The following is a 20,765-nucleotide window of genomic DNA, read 5'->3' as shown; positions in this document are numbered from 1 at the left end:
AAAAAATTTGATTATGAATAGACAGAAGTGTCTGTATTTTTTAGACTGAATTAGGGGAACTGAAATAATTATAATTAGTTTTAACTTACTTTATTTTAGTGAATAAGATGTCGTCACTAATTTAAAAATGACAGATTCAACCTGTATTGGTTAAAAATAGTACATATATAAATGTACAGTGAGGGAATATGAAGCGTATTGCTTCAACGCATGAGCGCCTTGCAGAGCGTTTAGCAAATATATTAACCAAATTAAATGTGGGATATCAACTGGGTGTAGTTGAATTGGCTCATGAATTTCAGGTGAGTACACGAACAATAGAGCGAGATTTTGATCGCTTGAATTCATACTTACCTTTAATTCAGGATGAAAATAGTAAGAAATATTCACTTGACCCTGTATATTTAGGGCGTTTTAAGTTGCAAGATATCCAAAATTTTGCTCAACTTTCAGGGATAAGTGAGCTCTATCCTTCTTAAATATGTCTTTTTTACGTGGTTTATTGGATGAGCGTGCCAGTCAGGTTTTCTCTGCAAAAAGGTTATTATTTTGAAAATGCGGCACAATTTGCTGCACATTTTCAAGTTCTTGCAGAAGCGATTCAACAACGTAAGCAAATCCATTTTACTTATAATAACAGGCCACGTTCGGTATATCCTTATCGCTTAATTCATTATCAAGGCAATTGGTATTTAGCTGCCAGGGCTGAAGAGGAATTGCGTGCCTACCGTTTAAGTAAGATTGATCACGTGACGCAACAAATGGCCACACAATTTGAACATGATCCTGATATTTTAGCGCAACTTGAAGATGATGAGGGGATTTGGTTTGGTAGAAATAAGCAGGACGTGTTGGTTTCAGTTCGTCCAGAAATGGCATTGTATTTTAAGCAGCGTCACTTGCTTCCTGAGCAGACGATAGAGGAAGAAGATACAACTGGAGCACTACTGGTTCGTTGTCAAATTCGCCATGAAATGCAACTTTTACCTTTAGTGCGTTATTGGATCCCCTATATTAAAATTATTCATCCATCACATTTTCAAGAAAAATTAGAACAGGACTTAAAACTGTATTTATCTGCGCCTTTTTTAGGTTGAATCAAGCACATATAAAATCAGGGGGTGATAAGCTCTCTTTTTTTATAGTCATTGATTATTTAAATTTAGGAGTTCTAGACATAAAAAAACCAGCATTAAGCTGGAATTTTTATTGCACCATTTTAAAAAGTATTAAAATGGTGCCCGAGGCCAGACTCGAACTGGCACGCTTTGTGGGCGGGGGATTTTAAATCCCCTGTGTCTACCGATTTCACCACTCGGGCATTGTACAAGATTGGAGGCGGAGGTCGGAATCGAACCGGCGTACACGGAGTTGCAGTCCGCTGCATGACCACTCTGCCACCCCGCCATCTCTTGTGTTGCACATATTAGCAATCTTTGAAAAAAAAACAATACTATAAATCGTGTAGATGCACATAAATTCGGCATATAGAATAAAATTGAGTAAATAATCATGTATTATTTGCGAAATTGATTCATATCTACTTTGGAGATGTGCCGTGGCATTAGTTTTAGATGGTCGTGCATTGGCAAAACAAATTGAAGCTGACTTGCTAACACGTGTAGAAGCGTTAAAAGCAAAAACAGGTCGTACCCCAATCCTTGCGACGATTTTGGTCGGTGATGACGGTGCATCTGCGACTTATGTACGCATGAAAGGCAATGCTTGCCGTCGTGTGGGTATGGATTCACTTAAAGTTGAGTTAGGCAAAGAAACAACAACTGAGCAATTATTGGCAGAAATTGAAAAACTCAACGCCAATCCAGATGTTCACGGGATTTTATTGCAACATCCTGTACCTGAACAAATTGATGAGCGTGCATGTTTCGATGCAATCTCGCTAGCAAAAGATGTAGATGGTGTAACTTGTCTTGGCTTTGGCCGTATGGCAATGGGTGAAGCAGCGTATGGTTCAGCAACACCTGCGGGCATCATGACGATTTTAAAAGGAAACAACATTGAAATTGCAGGTCAACATGCAGTGGTTGTTGGACGCTCTGCAATTTTGGGTAAACCTATGGCTGCGATGTTGCTGCAAGCCAATGCCACCGTCACGATTTGCCATTCACGCACCAAAAATCTTCCAGAACTTGTAAAACAAGCAGATATTATTGTTGGTGCGGTGGGTAAAGCTGAATTGATTCAAAAAGACTGGATTAAACAAGGCGCTGTGGTGGTTGATGCCGGTTTCCATCCACGTGATGGCGGTGGTGTGGGTGATATTCAGTTAGTGGGTATTGAAGATGTGGCTTCTGCCTATACACCTGTTCCGGGTGGTGTAGGGCCAATGACCATTACCACCCTGATTCGTCAAACGGTTGAAGCTGCTGAAAAAGCTTTAGGTTAATTTTTATAAGACTCCAAAATCAGTTTTATGTTGGTTTTGGAGTCGTGACATCGTCATTTGCTGCTGTTCGAGGCAGGACTAAATTCGATAAAATGTTTCTGCGAAGCATTAAATAAATGATGGTTTCAGTCGAGTTCAGCAAATGGTAATGGTTTTCCTACTTTTTTCGAAACAAAAGTATGTCGAACCGAAGGTTATGCACATCATGCGTCTTAACGTGTAAGACCCCGTCGTGCGTTTATTAAAAAATTCAAAAAATATAAAGTGTCCATGACCTGTACTTTCCAATTTCCTCCAGCACCCGAGCATCTGCTCAAAGCCTTGCATGAGGTGATTCCAAATTGTGAGCTTTTAGCTCAGCAACTTCCTGAGACACCCATTTCACTGTGGCTCATTCCACCCGTATTCCCAACCGATCGTTTAGATGACGAAGTTATTCTTCGTATTTGGAATGATACGCCGTATTGGATTTTTTGTTGGGCTTCAGGGTTAGCTATGGCGCAGTGGTTGTTGGCCGAGCCACATCATGTTAAAGATAAAGTTATTTTAGACTTTGGTGCAGGTTCTGGAGTGGTGGCAATTGCTGCGAAAATGGCAGGTGCAAAACGCGTCATCTGTTGTGATATCGATCAGGTAAGTCTAGAAGCTTGTCGTGCTAATGCAGAACTGAATAATGTTGAACTCGAATATTTAGAGGATTTATATCAAGCTGAGCAAGTCGATGTGCTTCTAGCTGCAGATGTACTCTATGATCAATGCAATCGTTACTTCTTGGATGAATTTTTAAAATTCGCATCAGAGGTGTGGGTGGCAGATAGTCGAGTGAAAAACTTTAGTCATCCAAAATACCAAAAACTAGAGGAACGTAGTGCCACGACTTGGCCCGATTTGGATGAATCTAAAGAGTTTCGGAATGTCAGTTTTTATAAGACGCTGTAAATTGCATCCTAATTTTTTAATAATCGATTAAGAACAAGTATAACGAACTACGCGTAATGTACTTGGACGTGCATCTAAAGCCTGTCGAGTCGCGTAATCTTCGCTATTATGTAAATCAGGGGTATTGCTTAAGCCAATACTGGTTCGGCTTTGTCCAATTTGACGACCAAACTTTTCAGTCCGTAGGGCAGGATTCGCAATTTCATTCGTGCTTAGAATATTTATTGTATATTGCTTATTCATCCCTAAAACTTTTTGACAAGCCCGCTGTAATTTAGTCTCGTCCATGTTTTGATTTTGACGCCCTGCCAATGTGTAGGCTAAGGTTGCTGAATTGCTAGATTGATTTTCAATTTGATAACCAACATTGCCGTTATATGGGCGCGGAGTACTTTGACAAGCGGCTAAACCCAGTGCACTACCTACAAATAAAAATAAAATATAATTTTTCATCAAGTACTTCCTACTATTCTTTGGTTTAGTATCGCATAAATTAACGATTACATCGCTTGAAAGCAGCCTCAATTTTCTAATCTGTATTTGAAATGATGTAATAAAATATATAAATCATTTTTTTATTTTCGTTTTCGAAAAATTACGAATATACTTTGGATGTTTTGTTACACAATAAGGCCTAAACTCTTTATTGATTGGGTTGGTTATGTGGTGGCGTCATTAGGCATCGATTATATAAAAGAAAAGGACGTTTTATTATCGGGCTGTTTTTGCGTATTTTTATCTTCAAGTACATAAAAATATAAAATGAGTTGAGATGGGTAAGCTGGGATAGGGTCAAAATGTTAAATCTTCAAAAAAAATATATTGTAGCTTTTGATCAAGGGACTACAAGTTCACGGGCAATTGTTTTAGATCATGATGCAAATGTAATTAGCATGGCTCAGCGTGAATTTACGCAAATTTATCCGCAACCTGGCTGGGTCGAGCATGATCCTATGGAAATATGGGCCACACAAAGTGCAGTGTGGGTAGAAGCCTTGGCTCAAGCCAGTATTCAAAGTCATCAAGTGGCTGCTATTGGTATCACCAATCAACGTGAAACGACGGTAATCTGGGACAAAAAAACGGGCAAGCCAATTTACAATGCAATTGTTTGGCAAAGTCGACAAAGTACTGACATTTGTAGCCAGTTACAGCGTGATGGCTGGCAAGACTATATTCGTGAAGTCACTGGACTGGTCATTGATCCATATTTTTCGGGAACAAAAATTAAATGGATTCTCGATCATGTGGAAGGCAGTCGCGAGCGTGCGAAAAAAGGCGAGTTGTTATTTGGAACTATTGATACTTGGCTCATTTGGAAATTAACCAATGGGCAAGTACATGTCACAGATTATACCAATGCATCTAGAACCATGCTCTTTGATATTCAAAAATTAGACTGGGATGAAAAGCTGTTAAACCTGTTGGATATTCCACGTGAAATTTTGCCTGAAGTGAGAAGTTCTTCTGAAGTTTATGGTTATACCCAAAGTGTGAGTGGTCAAGAAGTAGGTATTCCTATTGCAGGTATTGCTGGTGATCAACAAGCTGCCTTGTTTGGACAGATGTGTGTGGAAGCTGGGCAAGCCAAGAACACTTATGGGACTGGATGTTTTTTGCTGATGAATACAGGCAAGAAAATTATCCATTCCAAACATGGGCTTTTAACCACGATCGCCTGTGGTGCAAAAGGAGAGGTTAATTATGCGCTTGAAGGGGCTGTTTTTAATGGTGGTTCATGTGTTCAATGGCTACGCGATGAATTAAGAGTGATTAATGATTCACATGATTCTGAATACTATGCCAACAAAGTTAAAGACAGTAATGGGGTATATGTTGTACCTGCCTTTACTGGACTTGGGGCACCTTATTGGGATCCGACTGCGCGGGGAGCTATTTTGGGAATTACCCGTGGTGTCAGCATGGAACATATTATTCGGGCAACATTAGAGTCGATTGCTTATCAAACTCGAGATGTACTGGATGCTATGCAGCAGGACGCCTGTGAAAAACTGAAAACCTTACGTGTAGATGGTGGTGCAACAGGCAATAATTTCTTAATGCAATTTCAGGCTGATATTTTAGGAACATCTGTAGAGCGTTTGGAGATGAAAGAAACAACTGCTTTAGGAGCAGCATTTTTAGCGGGTTTAGCGACTGGTTTTTGGTCAGACTTACAAGAAATTAAAAAGAAAACGGCAATTGAACGCGTTTTTAAACCTCAATACTGTCTGGAAACGACTGAAAAAATGTATAAGGGGTGGTTAAAAGCAGTCGGCCGAACAAGAAACTGGGCAGAAGATTAATTTTTATCATCTAATTTAAAGCCTATTGATCTTTTACCTATGTTTAGGATGGTCGTCTTTGTAGTTTTCCAAGACGTATTTATGAAAGTGATACAGTATTTTTATTGCTTAGGTTTGGCTAAGATTTCCCTTTATGAGGTGTGATAAAACGTGATCACAAGGTCAAGATGATCTGGATTCATGTTTTATCTAAGGCATTTTCACCGATAAGCTCTTGTATAGCCAAAATATTAACAGAGCCTCATGTTTTTTTAATCAAATAAGGATAAAGCAGTGAGTTTGATGCTTCGTCAACAGCAAACACTCGATTTGGTTCGAGAACGTGGTTATATCAGCATTGATGAGCTTGCACAGCATTTTGATGTCACGCCACAAACGATACGTCGTGATATTAATCAGCTTGCAGATGCTGGACTATTGAAGCGTTACCATGGTGGAGCTGCATCTTCTGATTCAAGTGTAGAAAATACCACTTACATCATGCGTGCTGGTCAACAATCAGAAGAAAAGCATCGAATTGCTGAAGCTGTGGCTGCAGCAGTCCCTGATCATGCATCTTTGTTTATTAATATTGGCACCACGACTGAAGCAATTGCTCATGCACTCTTAAATCATCAAGGCTTAAAAGTCATTACCAATAATTTGAACGTGGCTAAAATCTTGAGTGCCAAAGCAGATTTTGAAGTGCTCATCGCCAGTGGTCAAGTTCGCCCAGATGGGGGGGTGATTGGACAAGCAACAGCGGAATTTTTCAAACAATTTAAAGTTGATTATGCGTTGGTTGGCATCAGTGGAATTGATGAAGACGGAACATTACTAGACTTCGATTTTCAGGAAGTTTGTGTTTCACAACAAATTATTTTGGGTGCTCGGCATGTTTTTCTGGCTGCGGATCATAGTAAATTTGGACGTAATGCCATGAACCGTTTAGGTGTTTTAAGTGAAGTCGATCGACTATTCACAGACTGTATGCCTGAAGCAAAATATAATAAAATCATTCAAGAATCAGGTGTAATATTAAGTATTGCTGAATCGTAAATATTCAATTTCGAATATAATAGAATTTTAATGATCAAAAAAACATTCGTTTTTAATCCAAATTATCGTGTTTCTTATTGTTTTATTTTAAAAATAATGTTTAAATTTTCATAATTGAAAAATAATGAAAATATAGGGGTCTAATATGAACACATCTACGCACGTAAATGAAAAAATTTATGACCTCGCAATTATTGGTGGTGGAATTAATGGGGTGGGCATTGCTGTAGATGCAGCAGGTCGTGGCTTATCGGTTTTTTTATGCGAACAAGATGACTTAGCCAGTCATACTTCATCTGCCAGTAGTAAACTGATTCATGGCGGTTTACGCTATTTGGAACATAAAGAATTTCGTTTGGTGCGTGAAGCGCTTGCTGAACGTGAAGTTTTATTAGAAAAAGCACCGCATGTGATTCGACCTATGCGTTTTATTATGCCGCATCGTCCACATTTACGTCCTGCATGGTTGATTCGTACAGGTTTATTTTTTTATGACCATTTGGGTAAGCGTAAAAAATTACTGGGGTCAAACAACGTATATTTTAAAGCAGATAGCCCGCTAAATGCAGCGATTACGCAAGGCTTTGAATATTCAGATTGTGCAGTGGATGATGCGCGTTTGGTGGTTTTAAATGCGGTACAAGCACGTGAAAAAGGCGCAAATGTTGTAACGCGTACCCGTTGTATCTCAGCACATCGTGAAAATGAATTTTGGGTAGTCCATTTGGAAAGCAAACAACAGGGCAAATATCAGATTAAAGCCAAAGCTTTGGTCAATGCAGCAGGGCCTTGGGTCGCAAAATTCATCCGTGAAGACTTACATTTGAAATCGCCTTATGGTATTCGATTAATTCAAGGTAGTCACATTATTGTGCCTAAATTGTTTGATGGGGATAAAGCCTTTATCATGCAAAATGATGATCGTCGTATCATTTTTGCAATTCCTTATTTAGATAAATTCACCATGATTGGAACAACGGATCGTGAATATTCAGGTGATCCCGCTTTGGTTCAAATTAGTACTGAGGAGATTGATTATTTGCTCAGTGTAAGTAATGCGCATTTTAAGAAACAGCTCAAGCATCAAGATATTATCAGTACTTTTGCAGGCGTGAGACCATTATGTGATGATGAGTCAGATAACCCTTCTGCCATTACCCGTGACTATACTTTGGCCTTGTCGAAAGTACAAAAGGGAGAAGCACCACTTTTATCTGTATTTGGTGGAAAACTGACAACTTATCGTAAGTTGGCTGAATCTGCACTTCTACAATTAAAACCTTTTTTTCCACACATGCAGGGTAAATGGACGGCTCATCATTCTTTACCAGGGGGCGAGCAGATGGGAACGGTAGAGGAGTTAGCAGAAAAAATTCAGCAACAGATTACAGATGCACCTGAAGCCTTAACAAATCGTTGGGCGTCTGCGTATGGCTCACGTATTTGGCAGATCGTGGGAGCGGTTCATTCTGTAACTGAGTTGGGTCAGAATTTTGGGCATGGTTTATTTGCCAAAGAAGTTGATTATTTGATCGATCAAGAATGGGCTGTACTGAGTGAAGATATTTTAAAGCGTCGCACCAAACTTTATTTGGAATTTGAGCCAGATCAAGTTGAAGGGTTGGATGAGTATTTAGTCGAGAGTCATAAGCGTCGATCGCAAGAAATTGCAGCTTAATACTCAGATCAAGCTTTAATCTTAAATCATCTAAAAATAAAAAGGCCGCAAATAAGCGGCCTTTTATGGTATTCATCAGTAATTAAACAGAAGTTTTAACTGCTTCTAAAAGTTCATTTTGACGAGTTTTAAGTGCAGCAGGCAAGCGCTCACCAAGTTTGCTAAACAATTCAGTGTGGCTTTCCAATTCTTTAATCCACTGTTCTTTGTCTTGCGCTGTCACAGTATTGAATTGCTCTTTAGAGAAATCGATACCTGACCAGTTCAATTGTTCGTAAGTTGGAACTAAACCAATTGGCGTTTCAACGGCATCAGCACGGCCTTCACAACGATCAATCATCCACTCAAGAACACGCATGTTTTGACCAAAACCAGGCCATACGAAGTTACCTTCAGCATCACGACGGAACCAGTTTACATTGAAAATTTTAGGAAGTTTGTTGCCAGCAGCTTCAGCTTTTGCACCAACTTGTTCACCAAGCTCTAACCAATGGCTAAAATAATCTGCCATGTTATAGCCAGCAAATGGAAGCATCGCAAACGGATCACGACGTACAATACCTTGTTGACCAACAGCAGCAGCAGTCGTTTCAGAACCCATTGTTGCTGCTTTATAAACGCCATCTACCCAGTCAAATGCTTCAGACACTAAAGGTACTGTATCTGCACGACGACCACCGAAAATGAAGGCAGAAATTGGTACACCTGCTGGATTTTCCCAGTCAGCATCAATAGATGGACATTGACCCGCAGCTACTGTGAAGCGCGCATTTGGATGCGCCGCTTTTTCACCCGCTACATGTGGCTGACCTTTCCAGTTGGTTAGGTTAGCTGGTGCTTCTTTGGTCAAACCTTCCCACCATACTTCACCGTTATCGGTTACTGCAACGTTGGTGTAAATGACATCTTTATTTAAAGTTGCCATGCAGTTTGGATTGGTCTTGGTGTTTGTGCCTGGTGCAACACCGAAGAAACCTGCTTCAGGGTTAATCGCGTATAAACGACCATCTTCACCTGGTTTAATCCAAGCAATATCGTCACCGACAGTTTCGATTTTCCAACCTTCATAACCTGCTGGTGGAATGAGCATTGCAAAGTTGGTTTTACCACACGCAGAAGGGAATGCAGCTGCGATATAATGTTTTTCACCTTGTGGATTGGTCACGCCAAGGATTAACATATGTTCAGCTAACCAGCCTTGTTGACGACCCATAGCCGATGCAATACGTAAAGCTAGACATTTTTTACCTAATAATGCATTGCCGCCGTAACCTGAACCATAAGACCAGATTTCACGTGTTTCTGGATAATGCACGATATATTTTTCAGGATTGCAAGGCCATGCAACGTCTTTTTGATCAGCTTCAAGCGGAGCGCCCACAGTGTGTACACATGGAATAAACTCGCCATCTGTACCTAAAACATCATAAACAGCTTTACCCATACGAGCCATTTTCGACATGCTGACAGCCACATAAGGAGAGTCAGTCAATTCGATACCAATGTGGGCAATATGTGAACCTAAAGGACCCATAGAGAAAGGCACAACGTATAAAGTACGTCCTTTCATTGAACCTTCAAATAAACCATTTAAGCGAGTACGCATTTCAGCTGGTGCTTCCCAGTTGTTGGTTGCGCCTGCGTCTTCTTGGTTTTCAGAACAAATATAAGTACGACCTTCAACACGAGCAACATCAGAAGGATCAGAATTTGCTAAGTAAGAACCAGGGTGCTTGTCTTGGTTAAGCGCTTGCATGGTGCCGTTAGCGATCATCAAGTCGATATAACGTTGATATTCTTCTGCGCTACCGTCACACCATTCAATCTTTGCTGGTTTCGTTAATTTTGCAATTTCTTCAACCCAGGCAATAAGCTTAGGGTGACGAACGAATTCTGGTGCGTTCACTTGGGTCATGGTGAGGCCTATCTCAAATGTGTACAGTTGTATGTACAAATAATCATCTAAATGATGGGATACACCATTCAGATTTTATGTATGAAAAAAAGTGGCTGTATTAAAGCATAAAATCATGAAAAAAATAAGACTAAAGCGGTATTATCAATTGAAGGTAATTTTTTATTTAATTTAGATTTAATTTATATTTAACAATGGATTATGAGGTTTTGTCTCGCTTTTTTTATATATTTATTATTTTAATGAGTAATATTTATTTTGGTTATGTTTTTTTAAAACAAGCATTTAGATTAATTTTTTTTATGAGAATTATTATTGATTAAATGAATCAAAATTATTCGAATTTTACATAACAATGCTTTTAATTGTTGATAAATTGGACAAAATTAGAGCAACTACTTGAAATAGGTTTAAAACATGTCCGCTCCCTTTAAACCCTTATCGCTACTTTATAATCAAAAGTCCGGCTTCCATGCAACCAATAAGGATGAGGTTTACGAGCAACTTATCACGTGTTTAACTGAATATGGTTACGAAATTCAAGCCTATGAAATTGGTGAAGCGAGTGATTTTGATGATTTAATGAAAAAAATTATTACACGTCATCAGCAAGATGAAAATTTAGGGGTCGTGGTTGCAGCTGGAGGTGATGGTACTTTAAATGCTGTGGCGGCCAAACTCATGGGAACCAATATTCCGATGGGTATTTTGCCACTTGGTACATTTAATTATGTGGCGCGCTTATTAAATATTCCTTTGGATGTATTAAAAGCGGCAGAGGTCATTGCAACAGGGCATGCACACGCGGTGCATATCGCCCAAATTAATCAACATATTTATTTAAATAATGCCAGTTTGGGTTTATACCCTTTATTTATTCAAAAACGTGAACTTTATAATCAGCATTTTGGTCGCTTTCCTTTAAATGCTTATACTTCTGCTTTGGATGTGCTGATTCGTGATCGTAAAGAATTAAAGTTGGAAGTTGATATCGATGGCAAGAAATACCCCGTAAAAACGCCACTGATTTTTTTTGGCAATAATCAATTGCAACTTGCAGACATGAATTTACGTATTGCTGAATGTGCTGAAAAAGGCATGGTGGCAGGAGTGGTTGTGGCTAAAAGTGATAAGCGCACATTATTTAAAACGTTATGGCAATTGATCAAAGGGAATTTAGAGCAGGCATCGGATGTTTATAGTTTTTCTGCTGATACCGTTACCATCCATTCAAAACGAAAAAAATTGACGGTTGCACTGGATGGTGAAATTGTTGAAATGAAACCCCCTCTGAACATTTCTGTTCGTAAAAATGCTTTAAAAATTATGGTGCCTAATGATTTTACATTTGTCTGACTTGCATTTTGGTACAGAAAAGTCGGATTGTATGGCGGCTATTCGTAAGTTTTGCTTGGAACATCAACCCGAGGCAGTCGTAGTGAGCGGTGATTTGACGCAACGCGCACGTTATAAGCAGTTTTATGATTGTAGGCAATTTTTGGAAAGCTTAAATCTACCATATTTGGTGGTTCCAGGTAATCATGATATTCCTTTGTATCATATTTGGAATCGTATTTTTAGCCCATTTATGCGTTATGAAATGTTTTTTGGCAGAATGGAAAAAACATTAGAAACAGCAAATTTTTATCTGATTGGGGTGAATAGTATTCGACGTCGTTACCACACTCGGGGTCACATTTCTTTAAAGCAAATTCAGCAGATTGATCAATTATTAAAACAAGCACCTTCCGATAAAATAAAGCTGATCGTTGCTCATCAACCTTTTTATACGCCACCCGATGATCCGCATGGGGTGAAAGATTGTCCGATGCTTGGGCGTATGGCTTTAAGCTCTTGGAGTAAAAATGGTTTAAATGGATTGTTACATGGACATCTACATCAATCTGCAGTCTATGACCTCAATCAAATTTATAATTTAGGCGTCAATCATCGTGTAATGGATATTCATGCAGGGACGGCAACATCCTATCGGTTGCATCATGGCTTGCCGAATAGTTTGAATGTCATTTACTCCAATGCGGAAGTACAGCATTTTTATTTTGATCCACAACAACAAGAGTTTGTGATTAAAAAATATTGAAAAAACGATGTCTATCAATCAAGCATTTCTCCCTATTCATCCTTTAACATAAAGCGCTTTTTATCATCATGCTCAATGTGTAGTAGCCCAATTATATTGATCAATTCACTCTGATTAAAGTTGATGTGTGAGAGCGCATAAATAGGCTTTTGCGGAGGAAGAAAAGCATTAAAAAACACTGAATAAAGAATTTAATTTAAAAATATGCAGAATTGATTAAAAAAAGTACAAAAATATAAATATTTTTTGATTTTACCCTTGAAGCGTTTTTTTCCATCCCCACAAAAGTGTCATCGAAATTATTTTGATGATGATCGAATGGAATACAAGACCTCATCATCATTTCACTATAAAAGACTTAAGTCTGATGGAGTTTCAAATGAGCAATATTCGTCCATTGCATGATCGCGTAGTTATTCGTCGTGTTGAAGAAGAAACTAAAACTGCGGGTGGTATTTTACTTCCAGGTTCTGCTGCTGAAAAACCAGCTCAAGGTGAAGTTATTGCAGTTGGTAATGGTCAAATTACAGATAATGGCGTTCGCGCATTAGACGTAAAAGTTGGTGACAAAGTATTGTTTGGTACTTATGCAGGCACAACAGTAAAAGTACAAGGTGAAGAATTATTGATTATGAAAGAGTCTGATATTTTAGCTGTTCTTGAAGGTTAATCCTTAACTCAGCAAAAGTCAGATCATTTTCATTGAATCAGATTGTTAAAAATTAAAAATATTTGGAGTAAGTTATGTCAGCTAAAGACGTAAAATTTGGTGATTCAGCGCGTAGTAAAATGATTGCAGGCGTAAACGTACTTGCAGACGCGGTAAAAGTGACTTTAGGCCCTAAAGGTCGTAACGTAGTAATTGATCGTTCTTTTGGTGCACCGCATATCACTAAAGATGGCGTAACAGTTGCCAAAGAAATTACACTTGCAGACAAATTTGAAAATATGGGCGCGCAATTGGTTCGTGAAGTTTCTTCAAAAACCAATGACATTGCTGGTGATGGTACAACAACTGCAACTGTCCTTGCTCAAGCTATTTTAAATGAAGGTATCAAATCAGTAACTGCGGGTATGAACCCAATGGATTTGAAACGTGGTATTGATTTGGCTGTTCGTGCCGTTGTTGAAAATATTAAAGCAACCGCTAAACCTGCTTCAGACACTAAAGCGATTGAACAAGTGGGTTCAATTTCTGCTAACTCAGATACCACTGTAGGTAAATTGATTGCAGAAGCTATGGAACGTGTAGGTAAAGAAGGTGTAATTACGGTTGAAGAAGGTTCAGGCTTTGAAGATTCTTTGGACGTGGTTGAAGGTATGCAGTTTGACCGTGGTTATATCAGCCCGTACTTTGCCAACAAACAAGACACTTTAACAGCTGAACTTGAAAATCCGTTTATCCTGCTTGTTGATAAAAAAATTAGCAACATTCGTGAATTGATTACAGTTCTCGAAGCTGTAGCAAAAACGGGTAAACCGCTTCTCATTATTTCAGAAGATGTTGAAGGCGAAGCGTTGGCTACTCTTGTTGTAAATAACATGCGCGGTATTATCAAAGTATGTGCAGTAAAAGCACCTGGTTTTGGTGACCGTCGTAAAGCAATGCTTCAAGATATCGCGATTTTGACCGGCGGTACGGTGATCTCTGAAGAGATTGGCATGTCACTTGAACAAGCAACATTAGAACATTTGGGTACAGCGCATAAAGTGACTGTGTCTAAAGAAAATACCGTGCTTGTAGACGGCGCAGGTAATGCTGCTCAAATCTCTGATCGTGTTCAACAGATTCGTGCACAAATTGAAGAGTCTTCTTCAGAATATGATAAAGAAAAACTTCAAGAACGTGTGGCTAAATTGGCAGGCGGTGTTGCAGTTATCAAGATTGGTGCTGCAACTGAAGTTGAAATGAAAGAGAAAAAAGACCGTGTAGATGATGCTCTTCATGCAACACGTGCTGCGGTTGAAGAAGGTGTAGTTGCTGGTGGTGGTGTTGCGCTAGTACGTGCAGCTAAAGCACTTGATGGTCTAGTTGGTATTAATGATGACCAAAATGCGGGTATCAATATTTTACGTCGTGCAATAGAAGCGCCACTACGTCAAATCGTAGCCAACGCAGGCGATGAGCCTTCAGTGGTTATTAATGCTGTTAAAAATGGCGAAGGTAACTTCGGTTATAATGCAGCTACTGGCGAATATGGCGATATGCTTGAGATGGGTATTTTGGATCCAGCTAAAGTAACACGTTCTGCGCTTGAACATGCTGCATCGGTTGCTGCATTAATGTTGACGACGGAATGTATGATTACAGATATTCCAGAAGACAAAGCTGCAATGCCTGATATGGGCGGTATGGGTGGAATGGGCGGTATGATGTAATTCATACGCGTCAGTAAATTGATAAAAACCCCTGCTTAAAGCAGGGGTTTTTATTTTTAACGTTAAATCATTTAATATTAATATAAGCAGGTGAACTGGTTTCAGGATAAAGAAATGAGATGAGTTGATAATCAGCTGTCTTGGGCTGAATAGAGATCAGTGGGTCATTTTCAAAATTTGCAATATATTCATTGTATTTATGATCTACCAATACAATATCCTTGGCTTTTAATTTGATGACATTATCTGAATGATTATCTATTTCAAAAAAATAACTTAATTTTATATAGTTGACTGAATCTAACAATAATTTTTCTGACTTATATAAATTTGCCTGTATATCCACATATTTAAGTGCATTGTTTACTTCAATATTCTCTACTTTTGTAAGTTGATAGTGACCAGCAGAATCTAATGATTTCTTATGATTATCAAGAGGTTCTATGGCATCAGGGCGTAAATAAAAATAATAGATATTTTGTGTTTCAGCTTCAGTTAATTGTATTATTTTGGCATTTTCAGAGTCAAAACTTAGCGTACCCATAGACGTTTTATGGCTGTTTTTTTGCTTTAAGAAACTTACTTCTTTAAGGGTGTAAGTCATATCGGAGTAAAGTTGCAATGACATCCACCTTTTTTCACACTTATCACAAGGAATAAATGCTTGATACTGCGCGGCCCATTCAGGAGTTTGAATCTGTGTTTCTAAATGTTCAGGATGATCTTTATTGTTTTTTTGTAGATTGGATGTCGTAGATTTATCGCAACTATTTAACAGCAGGAGAGAAAGAAAACCCAGTGTAATCTTTATTTTTTGCATAATCACCTTATTCAATTGACGCTGTTTTTTCTAAACATAATCGGGAATCGCCACATTCGCTACTATAAAGTGATTAAATGAGGGTTTATTTGTAGCAAATCATAACGGTTCTATCGTAAAAAAAGCCTTATTACAGGCTTTTCTTAAACTCGAAAGAGTGATTTAAAAATTATTGCATTTGTTTTTGCAATTTGTAGTTTAATTTTGAATTGCTTGCTTCACCTGTATCCCGATCACGTGCTTCAGCAAAATTTTCACCAATGAAAAATTTACGATTTTCACCCGCTTTGTCGAGACTAATCATAGAGGGATGATTGTTGTCAAAACTAAAAGTCCCTTTGACCTTAAATTCATTCCCAGTCCCTTTGCCTAAATATTCTTCAGTTAATTCGTAGGTTTTGTCTGTTTTTAATTCAAGTTCTGTCTCGATGCCCTCGCAATCGGCGCAAGGGAATACACCTTTGTACTCGCCAGCCCAGTCAAGTGAATGTTCTGCTTGGTCACCTGTAGGAGTGATTTGTGAATGAGTTGTTGTATTCTCACTAACTTGAGTAGCCGTCTGTTCAGGTGCTTGATTTATGTTCTGCGTATCCGTATTGGGTTTGCTACAAGCGGTCAATGCCAGAATGCTAAAAGAAACCAGCAACATTATTTTTTTCATCAGTATATTCCTTATTTATTTCAATACTGTTTGCAAATTAAAGGCTACCGAAAAAAGTAAATTCATTAAATAGAGCTTATGTTTGTACTTTGTATTGCATGTGCTCATTCTTACTTATTTTAGAGACAGATAAAGTAGTGTTTGACTATATCGTATCATCAAGTAAAAGGTGAAAAATCTAGATTAGTTTGCATTTTTAAAAGATATTGCTAATATCTGCGCTGTTTATTTAAGCGTGGTATTTTTTGTGTTCGAAAAGCTGGCTGAACAAAGTTTAAATTTAATGGGGTGGGAGCTTGATAATCATTGGCCACTTGATTTAGACCAATGTGTCATGATTGCAGCACCGCATACCAGTAATTGGGATGCATTGTATGCACGTCTAGCACTAAAGGCATTAGGGGGGCATGTGCGTTTAACCATTAAAGACAGTTATATGAAGTTACCATTTGGTCCATTTGTTCGCGCAATGGGTGGGATAGGGATCAATCGGACACCTAAAAATGAAGGAGAAGCACGTCCTAGTATGGTCGAGCTGATGGCTGATTTATTTAAACAGCATCCAAAGTTAGTCATGTTGGTTACCCCTGAAGCGACACGCGCAAAACAAGAACAATGGAAAACTGGATTTTATCATGTGGCAATAACTGCAGGTGTTCCGATTGCTTTAGCCTATATGGACTATCAGAAAAAGAAAACCGGAGTAGGAAAAATTGTTTATCCTACTGGGAATTATGAGAAAGACATGGCTGAAATTATGTCTTTTTATGACCAAATTCATGCTAAATTTCCTGAAAATTTCAGTGTGGATATCCGTTATCACTCTAAAAATTAAGATCTTAAATTAAGATCTTAAGCGTAAAATAGACAGGGATTTATTCCTGTCTTCTACTTAGCTCATATTAAAAAAATGTCACGATGTAGTTTTTTATCAAAATTCATAGCACTTTAAAACTAAACTTTATTCTTCAAGTGTAGGTTCAATCCCGCCCAAATTTTCACATGCAGCCTGATAGACTATATATTGTTGTTCAATCACTTCAGTTAAAGGGAGATCGAATAGCTCATTTCCATCTTTATAGCTTTGTACATAAGATTCGGCTTTTTGACGACTTAGCGCTAAGGATTGTTCATAGTAAGCAGTAATTGAAGTATGAGTCATTTGTGCACTTTCAATTTTATTGCACTGAAAATGTGAAAGCATTTTTTCTGCATGCTTGATTTCATTGAAATGGGTTAAGCTACAGGCACTCAGAAACATAATACTGACAAGCAATATAAAGACTTTCATGTTTAAGCGGACGTCAAAAAAGGTGCGTTATTGTATAAAAAATTTTCTATTAAAAAAGCATATAAAAATTGAATCGCTGTTTTTTGAATCGTTTTTTGATTAAATAGATAAAAATTAGGTTAAATTTCAATTTCACTTTAATAAATTTTTTGAGTTGTCGATTCATGCGAGCATGAATAAACAATGGAGATAAATCTACTACAGGGAAACATATCCTCCTTTTGCTCTACATGAAGTTATTCAATACTGCTTAAGCTTAGATTGGTTTAAAAGGAAGGACTCTCATGAAAAAAATGTTTTTATTGGCGATCTTTGCGGTGTCATTAACAGGCTGTATTGTTGCACCTTATGATGATCATCCGCGTCATTCAGATCGCAATGGTCATCATGATCGAAAACATGGTGATCGTGACTGGAACAAACAGCATCGTCCGCACTGGGATAATCGCTCAAACTCTTCTCATCGTTATGATTAATATTGAACAGCCTTTGTTTAAGGATAAAACACAAATGAATAAAAAAAGGATTCTTAAATAGTATCCTTTTTTTAATGGTTAAGTGGTGTAGTTAAGTCGCATTCTTTTGATAAAGTCCTGCCCGCACTGTGCCTGCTTTGGTTGTTTTTATCTGTTGCCACGAAGTAGGCAATTTAATTTGGTTTAAATCTCGGTCTGCTTCAATATAAATAAAGCCTTTAGATACAATACAAGGGTCAACCAAGACAGCCAATTCTTCCCATAAATTTAGACTATAAGGTGGGTCTAAAAAAACCACATCAAAGTATTCTTTAAGTGTAGGTAAAGTCTGTTGTGCAGTCGCAATTTTTAATTTTGCATGCTGACTGGTCACTTTTAATAACTGTAAATTATTGGTTAAAAAATCAGCTTGAGTGCGATTGGGCTCAATCATAACCACTTGTGCTGCACCGCGAGAAAGGGCTTCAAAACTTAAAGCCCCTGAACCTGTACAGAGGTCTAGAACCTTGGAATTTTGAATATCCCACATTAACCAGTTAAATAAAGTTTCACGCACACGATCGGGTGTAGGGCGTAAACCGTCAACAGTTGCGAAGGCAAGTTGTCGGCGTTTCCATTCACCACCAATAATACGAAGTTGATTTTTCATAGATTACTCACTTTCTGCCGATTCTGGGAGGGTCGGTGTGGGAGTGGCTTGTGAAGCAGCTTGAGTTGTAGTCTGTGTTGTAGAAGCATCGATATTGGGAAGAGTTGTGCTCGGTAATTCACCCGGTTTTATGCCTGCTGTCATTAAACCGCCACTGACTTGATGTGCTGCTGGCCTAATCGGATTTTTCTTACGTGTTAACATCCAATAGTCCAAAATAGGGCGTGCCAGTTTTGCAGCGGAGCCACCGTGACGACCATTTTCCCAGACGACTGCGATAGCAATATCTGGATTTTCAGCAGGTGCAAAACCTACAAAGAGTCCGTGGTCAAGTTGACGTTCGGTTAAGATAGATTCGTTATAACGCTTACCTTGCGCAATACTTTTAACTTGCGCTGTGCCTGTTTTACCTGCAATTTGATACATATTCGTGCGAATGCCACGACCTGTACCTGTTTGGATGACATCAACCATCGCATCACGCATTTTGATCCAGTCTTCAGGTTGACCATTAAATTGAATTTTCCCGTCGGAACCATTCAGCATGGTAAAAACTTTTGAACCGTGTGTCTCGCGTAATACGTGCGGTGTAATGTGTGCACCTTGATTTGCAGTAATTGCAGTGGCCATGGCAAGTTGTAAAGGCGTAGCGGTAAAAGCACCTTGACCAATACTCACTGAAATGGTTTCACCTTTAAGCCATTTGCTATTGCGCGTGCGCATTTTCCATTCAGGATTTGGATATAAACCCGTATTTTCACTCGGTAAATCAACGCCTGTTTTTTCTCCAAAACCGAATTGACGCATCCACGTGTTCATTTTTTCGATACCCATACGGTACGACAATACATAAAAATATGTATCACAAGATACATTTTGCGCTTTATGCATATTGACCACGCCATGCCCTGATTTTTTATGGTCACGGAAGCGGTGGCTATCACCAGGTAAGGTAAAATATCCAGGATCAGAAATCGCGGTATTCCAATCGACATAGCCATAGTGAATTCCCCCTAAACCAAACATTGGCTTAATGGTTGAACCTGGAGGATAGGCACCTTGAACTGCGCGGTTATAAAGTGGTTGATCGAGATTATCACGCAAGGCACTGTAGTCCGTATGGCTAATCCCAGTTACAAAAAGATTGGGGTTAAAACTTGGGCTTGACACCAAAGCTAAAATTTCACCAGTTTTAGGGTTCAGTGCGACAATTGCGCCACGTCGGCCTGCAAGTTGTTCAGTTGCGACCACTTGTAAACCATAATCAATAGATAAATATAAGTCATTACCACGGACAGGGTCTTTACGTCCTAAATGACGGAGTACATTCCCATGTGCATCTGCTTCAACTGATTCATTGCCAGGGATGCCATGCAGTAAATGTTCGTAAGAGTTTTCAACACCAATTTTTCCAATTAAGTTGGTGCCAGCATATAAATCTTTATCAATTGATTTTAATTCTTTGTCATTAATTCGTCCGACATAGCCAATCACATGGGCAAATAATTCTCCATGTGGATAATATCGAGTCATCTGAGTATCAATATTAACCCCAGGAAAACGATGCTTAACCTCACTAAATTGGGCAATATCAGTTTCTGTCAAATTTAGTTTGATTGAAACCCGTTCGGTTTTCTTTGCTGTTTTAATACGACTTTTAAAACGGTCAATATCTTCTTGGGTCAAACTGAGAAGTGGGGTGAGGCGTTCAAGCGTGTCATCAATATCATCTACATCTGCACGGCTCATTGTTGCTGAAAAAACAGGATAATTATCGGCCAGTAAAATACCATTACGGTCGTAAATATAGCCTCGTGCAGGGGCTAATGGTTGCAGACGAATTCGGTTTTGATCAGACGCAGTTGAAAACTCATCATAATGCATGAGTTGTAAATAGGCATATCGCACAATCAGCAAAATAAGAAAGAAAACTACAATCCCAACTGAAATAAAAATCCGATTACGATAAATGCGCTTCTCTTGTTGAGCATTTTTTAAAGGAAAGTGCTGTTTCATACGCGATCGACTTAGATACAGGAGAAGGAAAATGGATAAACTATTCTAATGGATATCCGTTGCTTTGAATATTTGTTCAAGTAAACAAA

General features: G+C 38.6%; 18 protein-coding genes, 2 tRNA genes and 1 pseudogene. 12 read left to right on the top strand and 9 right to left on the bottom strand.

All coding sequences use genetic code 11. The features are described 5' to 3' along the window. Positions 1-188: 188 nt before the first annotated feature. A pseudogene (locus tag H0S58_RS09445) lies at positions 189-1,097 on the top strand (helix-turn-helix transcriptional regulator). 138 nt (positions 1,098-1,235) lie between these two features. On the opposite strand, the gene H0S58_RS09440 reads toward H0S58_RS09445, so the two are convergent. Both H0S58_RS09440 and H0S58_RS09435 read right to left on the bottom strand, forming a co-directional pair. Next, positions 1,236-1,321 (bottom strand) — tRNA-Leu (locus H0S58_RS09440). A gap of 12 nt (positions 1,322-1,333) precedes the next feature. Continuing rightward, positions 1,334-1,407, bottom strand: a tRNA-Cys gene (locus tag H0S58_RS09435). Between the two features lie 151 nt (positions 1,408-1,558). Between H0S58_RS09435 and folD the strand changes: the two genes are divergently transcribed. Then, entirely contained in the window at positions 1,559-2,407 is an 849-nt protein-coding gene (gene folD / locus H0S58_RS09430; RefSeq protein WP_195726376.1) for a bifunctional methylenetetrahydrofolate dehydrogenase/methenyltetrahydrofolate cyclohydrolase FolD, read from the top strand. Positions 2,408-2,677: 270 nt separating this feature from the next. Continuing rightward, a complete protein-coding gene (locus tag H0S58_RS09425) occupies positions 2,678-3,346 on the top strand; it encodes a class I SAM-dependent methyltransferase (protein ID WP_195726375.1) in 669 nt (222 codons plus the stop codon). Between the two features lie 27 nt (positions 3,347-3,373). Here H0S58_RS09425 and H0S58_RS09420 read toward each other — a convergent pair whose 3' ends face one another. After that, on the bottom strand, positions 3,374-3,799 hold the full coding sequence (locus H0S58_RS09420; RefSeq protein WP_195726374.1) for a hypothetical protein: 426 nt from the start codon (positions 3,797-3,799) through the stop codon (positions 3,374-3,376). A 344-nt stretch (positions 3,800-4,143) separates the two neighbouring features. Here H0S58_RS09420 and glpK point away from each other — a divergent pair, with 344 nt between their 5' ends. From glpK to glpD, 3 genes are all read left to right on the top strand, one after another. Next, a complete protein-coding gene (gene glpK / locus H0S58_RS09415; RefSeq protein WP_053579854.1) occupies positions 4,144-5,652 on the top strand; it encodes a glycerol kinase GlpK in 1,509 nt (502 codons plus the stop codon). Between the two features lie 273 nt (positions 5,653-5,925). Continuing rightward, positions 5,926-6,690: a DeoR/GlpR family DNA-binding transcription regulator gene (locus tag H0S58_RS09410; RefSeq protein WP_092717612.1), complete on the top strand. Its 765-nt coding sequence runs from the start codon at positions 5,926-5,928 to the stop codon at positions 6,688-6,690. Positions 6,691-6,835: 145 nt separating this feature from the next. Continuing rightward, positions 6,836-8,368, top strand: a complete 1,533-nt coding sequence (gene glpD, locus H0S58_RS09405) for a glycerol-3-phosphate dehydrogenase (RefSeq protein WP_195726373.1) — start codon at positions 6,836-6,838, stop codon at positions 8,366-8,368. 82 nt (positions 8,369-8,450) lie between these two features. On the opposite strand, the gene H0S58_RS09400 is transcribed toward glpD, so the two are convergent. After that, complete coding sequence (locus H0S58_RS09400) at positions 8,451-10,283, bottom strand: phosphoenolpyruvate carboxykinase (GTP) (RefSeq protein ID WP_092717616.1); 1,833 nt, start codon at positions 10,281-10,283, stop codon at positions 8,451-8,453. Positions 10,284-10,700: 417 nt separating this feature from the next. Between H0S58_RS09400 and H0S58_RS09395 the strand changes: the two genes are divergently transcribed. From H0S58_RS09395 to groL, 4 genes are all read left to right on the top strand, one after another. After that, a complete protein-coding gene (locus H0S58_RS09395) occupies positions 10,701-11,639 on the top strand; it encodes a diacylglycerol/lipid kinase family protein (protein ID WP_053579858.1) in 939 nt (312 codons plus the stop codon). Then, positions 11,620-12,384 (top strand): metallophosphoesterase family protein, encoded by a 765-nt coding sequence (locus H0S58_RS09390; RefSeq protein ID WP_195726372.1) that lies wholly within the window; start codon positions 11,620-11,622, stop codon positions 12,382-12,384. Before H0S58_RS09395 ends, H0S58_RS09390 begins: the two co-directional genes overlap by 20 nt. Positions 12,385-12,763: 379 nt before the next feature. After that, positions 12,764-13,054, top strand: a complete 291-nt coding sequence (gene groES / locus H0S58_RS09385; RefSeq protein WP_053579860.1) for a co-chaperone GroES — start codon at positions 12,764-12,766, stop codon at positions 13,052-13,054. 74 nt (positions 13,055-13,128) lie between these two features. Beyond that, the gene (gene groL / locus H0S58_RS09380; protein WP_053579861.1) at positions 13,129-14,763 is read left to right on the top strand and encodes a chaperonin GroEL; all 1,635 of its coding nucleotides are present in this window, start codon (positions 13,129-13,131) and stop codon (positions 14,761-14,763) included. A gap of 67 nt (positions 14,764-14,830) precedes the next feature. Here groL and H0S58_RS09375 read toward each other — a convergent pair whose 3' ends face one another. Together H0S58_RS09375 and H0S58_RS09370 are read right to left on the bottom strand one after the other, a co-directional pair. Further along, on the bottom strand, positions 14,831-15,583 hold the full coding sequence (locus tag H0S58_RS09375) for a copper resistance protein NlpE N-terminal domain-containing protein (protein WP_195726371.1): 753 nt from the start codon (positions 15,581-15,583) through the stop codon (positions 14,831-14,833). A gap of 169 nt (positions 15,584-15,752) precedes the next feature. Then, a complete protein-coding gene (locus H0S58_RS09370) occupies positions 15,753-16,244 on the bottom strand; it encodes a copper resistance protein NlpE (protein WP_195726370.1) in 492 nt (163 codons plus the stop codon). A 283-nt stretch (positions 16,245-16,527) separates the two neighbouring features. On the opposite strand from H0S58_RS09370, the gene H0S58_RS09365 reads away from it, so the two are divergent. Continuing rightward, on the top strand, positions 16,528-17,079 hold the full coding sequence (locus tag H0S58_RS09365; RefSeq protein ID WP_195727592.1) for a 1-acyl-sn-glycerol-3-phosphate acyltransferase: 552 nt from the start codon (positions 16,528-16,530) through the stop codon (positions 17,077-17,079). A gap of 126 nt (positions 17,080-17,205) precedes the next feature. On the opposite strand, the gene H0S58_RS09360 is transcribed toward H0S58_RS09365, so the two are convergent. Continuing rightward, a complete protein-coding gene (locus H0S58_RS09360) occupies positions 17,206-17,535 on the bottom strand; it encodes a hypothetical protein (protein ID WP_195726369.1) in 330 nt (109 codons plus the stop codon). 284 nt (positions 17,536-17,819) lie between these two features. Between H0S58_RS09360 and H0S58_RS09355 the strand changes: the two genes are divergently transcribed. Beyond that, positions 17,820-18,011 (top strand): membrane lipoprotein lipid attachment site-containing protein, encoded by a 192-nt coding sequence (locus H0S58_RS09355; protein ID WP_195726368.1) that lies wholly within the window; start codon positions 17,820-17,822, stop codon positions 18,009-18,011. Positions 18,012-18,102: 91 nt separating this feature from the next. Here H0S58_RS09355 and rsmD read toward each other — a convergent pair whose 3' ends face one another. Beyond that, the gene (gene rsmD, locus H0S58_RS09350) at positions 18,103-18,660 is read right to left on the bottom strand and encodes a 16S rRNA (guanine(966)-N(2))-methyltransferase RsmD (RefSeq protein ID WP_195726367.1); all 558 of its coding nucleotides are present in this window, start codon (positions 18,658-18,660) and stop codon (positions 18,103-18,105) included. Positions 18,661-18,663: 3 nt separating this feature from the next. After that, a complete protein-coding gene (mrdA, locus tag H0S58_RS09345; protein WP_195726366.1) occupies positions 18,664-20,676 on the bottom strand; it encodes a penicillin-binding protein 2 in 2,013 nt (670 codons plus the stop codon). Positions 20,677-20,765 lie beyond the last annotated feature (89 nt).

It is taken from the genome of Acinetobacter sp. TTH0-4, from assembly GCF_015602665.1.
GTDB classification, from domain to species: Bacteria; Pseudomonadota; Gammaproteobacteria; order Pseudomonadales; family Moraxellaceae; genus Acinetobacter; species Acinetobacter albensis.
This window is presented reverse-complemented; position numbering and strand designations above follow the sequence as displayed.

Bases quoted from the DNA above. Each gene is read 5' to 3' on its own strand.
- H0S58_RS09365 (WP_195727592.1), top strand. From the start codon at position 16,528: ATGGGGTGGGAGCTTGATAATCATTGGCCACTTGATTTAGACCAATGT.
- H0S58_RS09420 (WP_195726374.1), bottom strand. From the start codon at position 3,799: ATGAAAAATTATATTTTATTTTTATTTGTAGGTAGTGCACTGGGTTTA.
- H0S58_RS09395 (WP_053579858.1), top strand. From the start codon at position 10,701: ATGTCCGCTCCCTTTAAACCCTTATCGCTACTTTATAATCAAAAGTCC.
- groES (WP_053579860.1), top strand. From the start codon at position 12,764: ATGAGCAATATTCGTCCATTGCATGATCGCGTAGTTATTCGTCGTGTT.
- H0S58_RS09425 (WP_195726375.1), top strand. From the start codon at position 2,678: ATGACCTGTACTTTCCAATTTCCTCCAGCACCCGAGCATCTGCTCAAA.
- H0S58_RS09390 (WP_195726372.1), top strand. From the start codon at position 11,620: ATGATTTTACATTTGTCTGACTTGCATTTTGGTACAGAAAAGTCGGAT.
- mrdA (WP_195726366.1), bottom strand. From the start codon at position 20,676: ATGAAACAGCACTTTCCTTTAAAAAATGCTCAACAAGAGAAGCGCATT.
- H0S58_RS09355 (WP_195726368.1), top strand. From the start codon at position 17,820: ATGAAAAAAATGTTTTTATTGGCGATCTTTGCGGTGTCATTAACAGGC.
- H0S58_RS09400 (WP_092717616.1), bottom strand. From the start codon at position 10,283: ATGACCCAAGTGAACGCACCAGAATTCGTTCGTCACCCTAAGCTTATT.
- glpD (WP_195726373.1), top strand. From the start codon at position 6,836: ATGAACACATCTACGCACGTAAATGAAAAAATTTATGACCTCGCAATT.
- H0S58_RS09375 (WP_195726371.1), bottom strand. From the start codon at position 15,583: ATGCAAAAAATAAAGATTACACTGGGTTTTCTTTCTCTCCTGCTGTTA.
- H0S58_RS09360 (WP_195726369.1), bottom strand. From the start codon at position 17,535: ATGAAAGTCTTTATATTGCTTGTCAGTATTATGTTTCTGAGTGCCTGT.
- rsmD (WP_195726367.1), bottom strand. From the start codon at position 18,660: ATGAAAAATCAACTTCGTATTATTGGTGGTGAATGGAAACGCCGACAA.
- groL (WP_053579861.1), top strand. From the start codon at position 13,129: ATGTCAGCTAAAGACGTAAAATTTGGTGATTCAGCGCGTAGTAAAATG.
- H0S58_RS09370 (WP_195726370.1), bottom strand. From the start codon at position 16,244: ATGAAAAAAATAATGTTGCTGGTTTCTTTTAGCATTCTGGCATTGACC.
- glpK (WP_053579854.1), top strand. From the start codon at position 4,144: ATGTTAAATCTTCAAAAAAAATATATTGTAGCTTTTGATCAAGGGACT.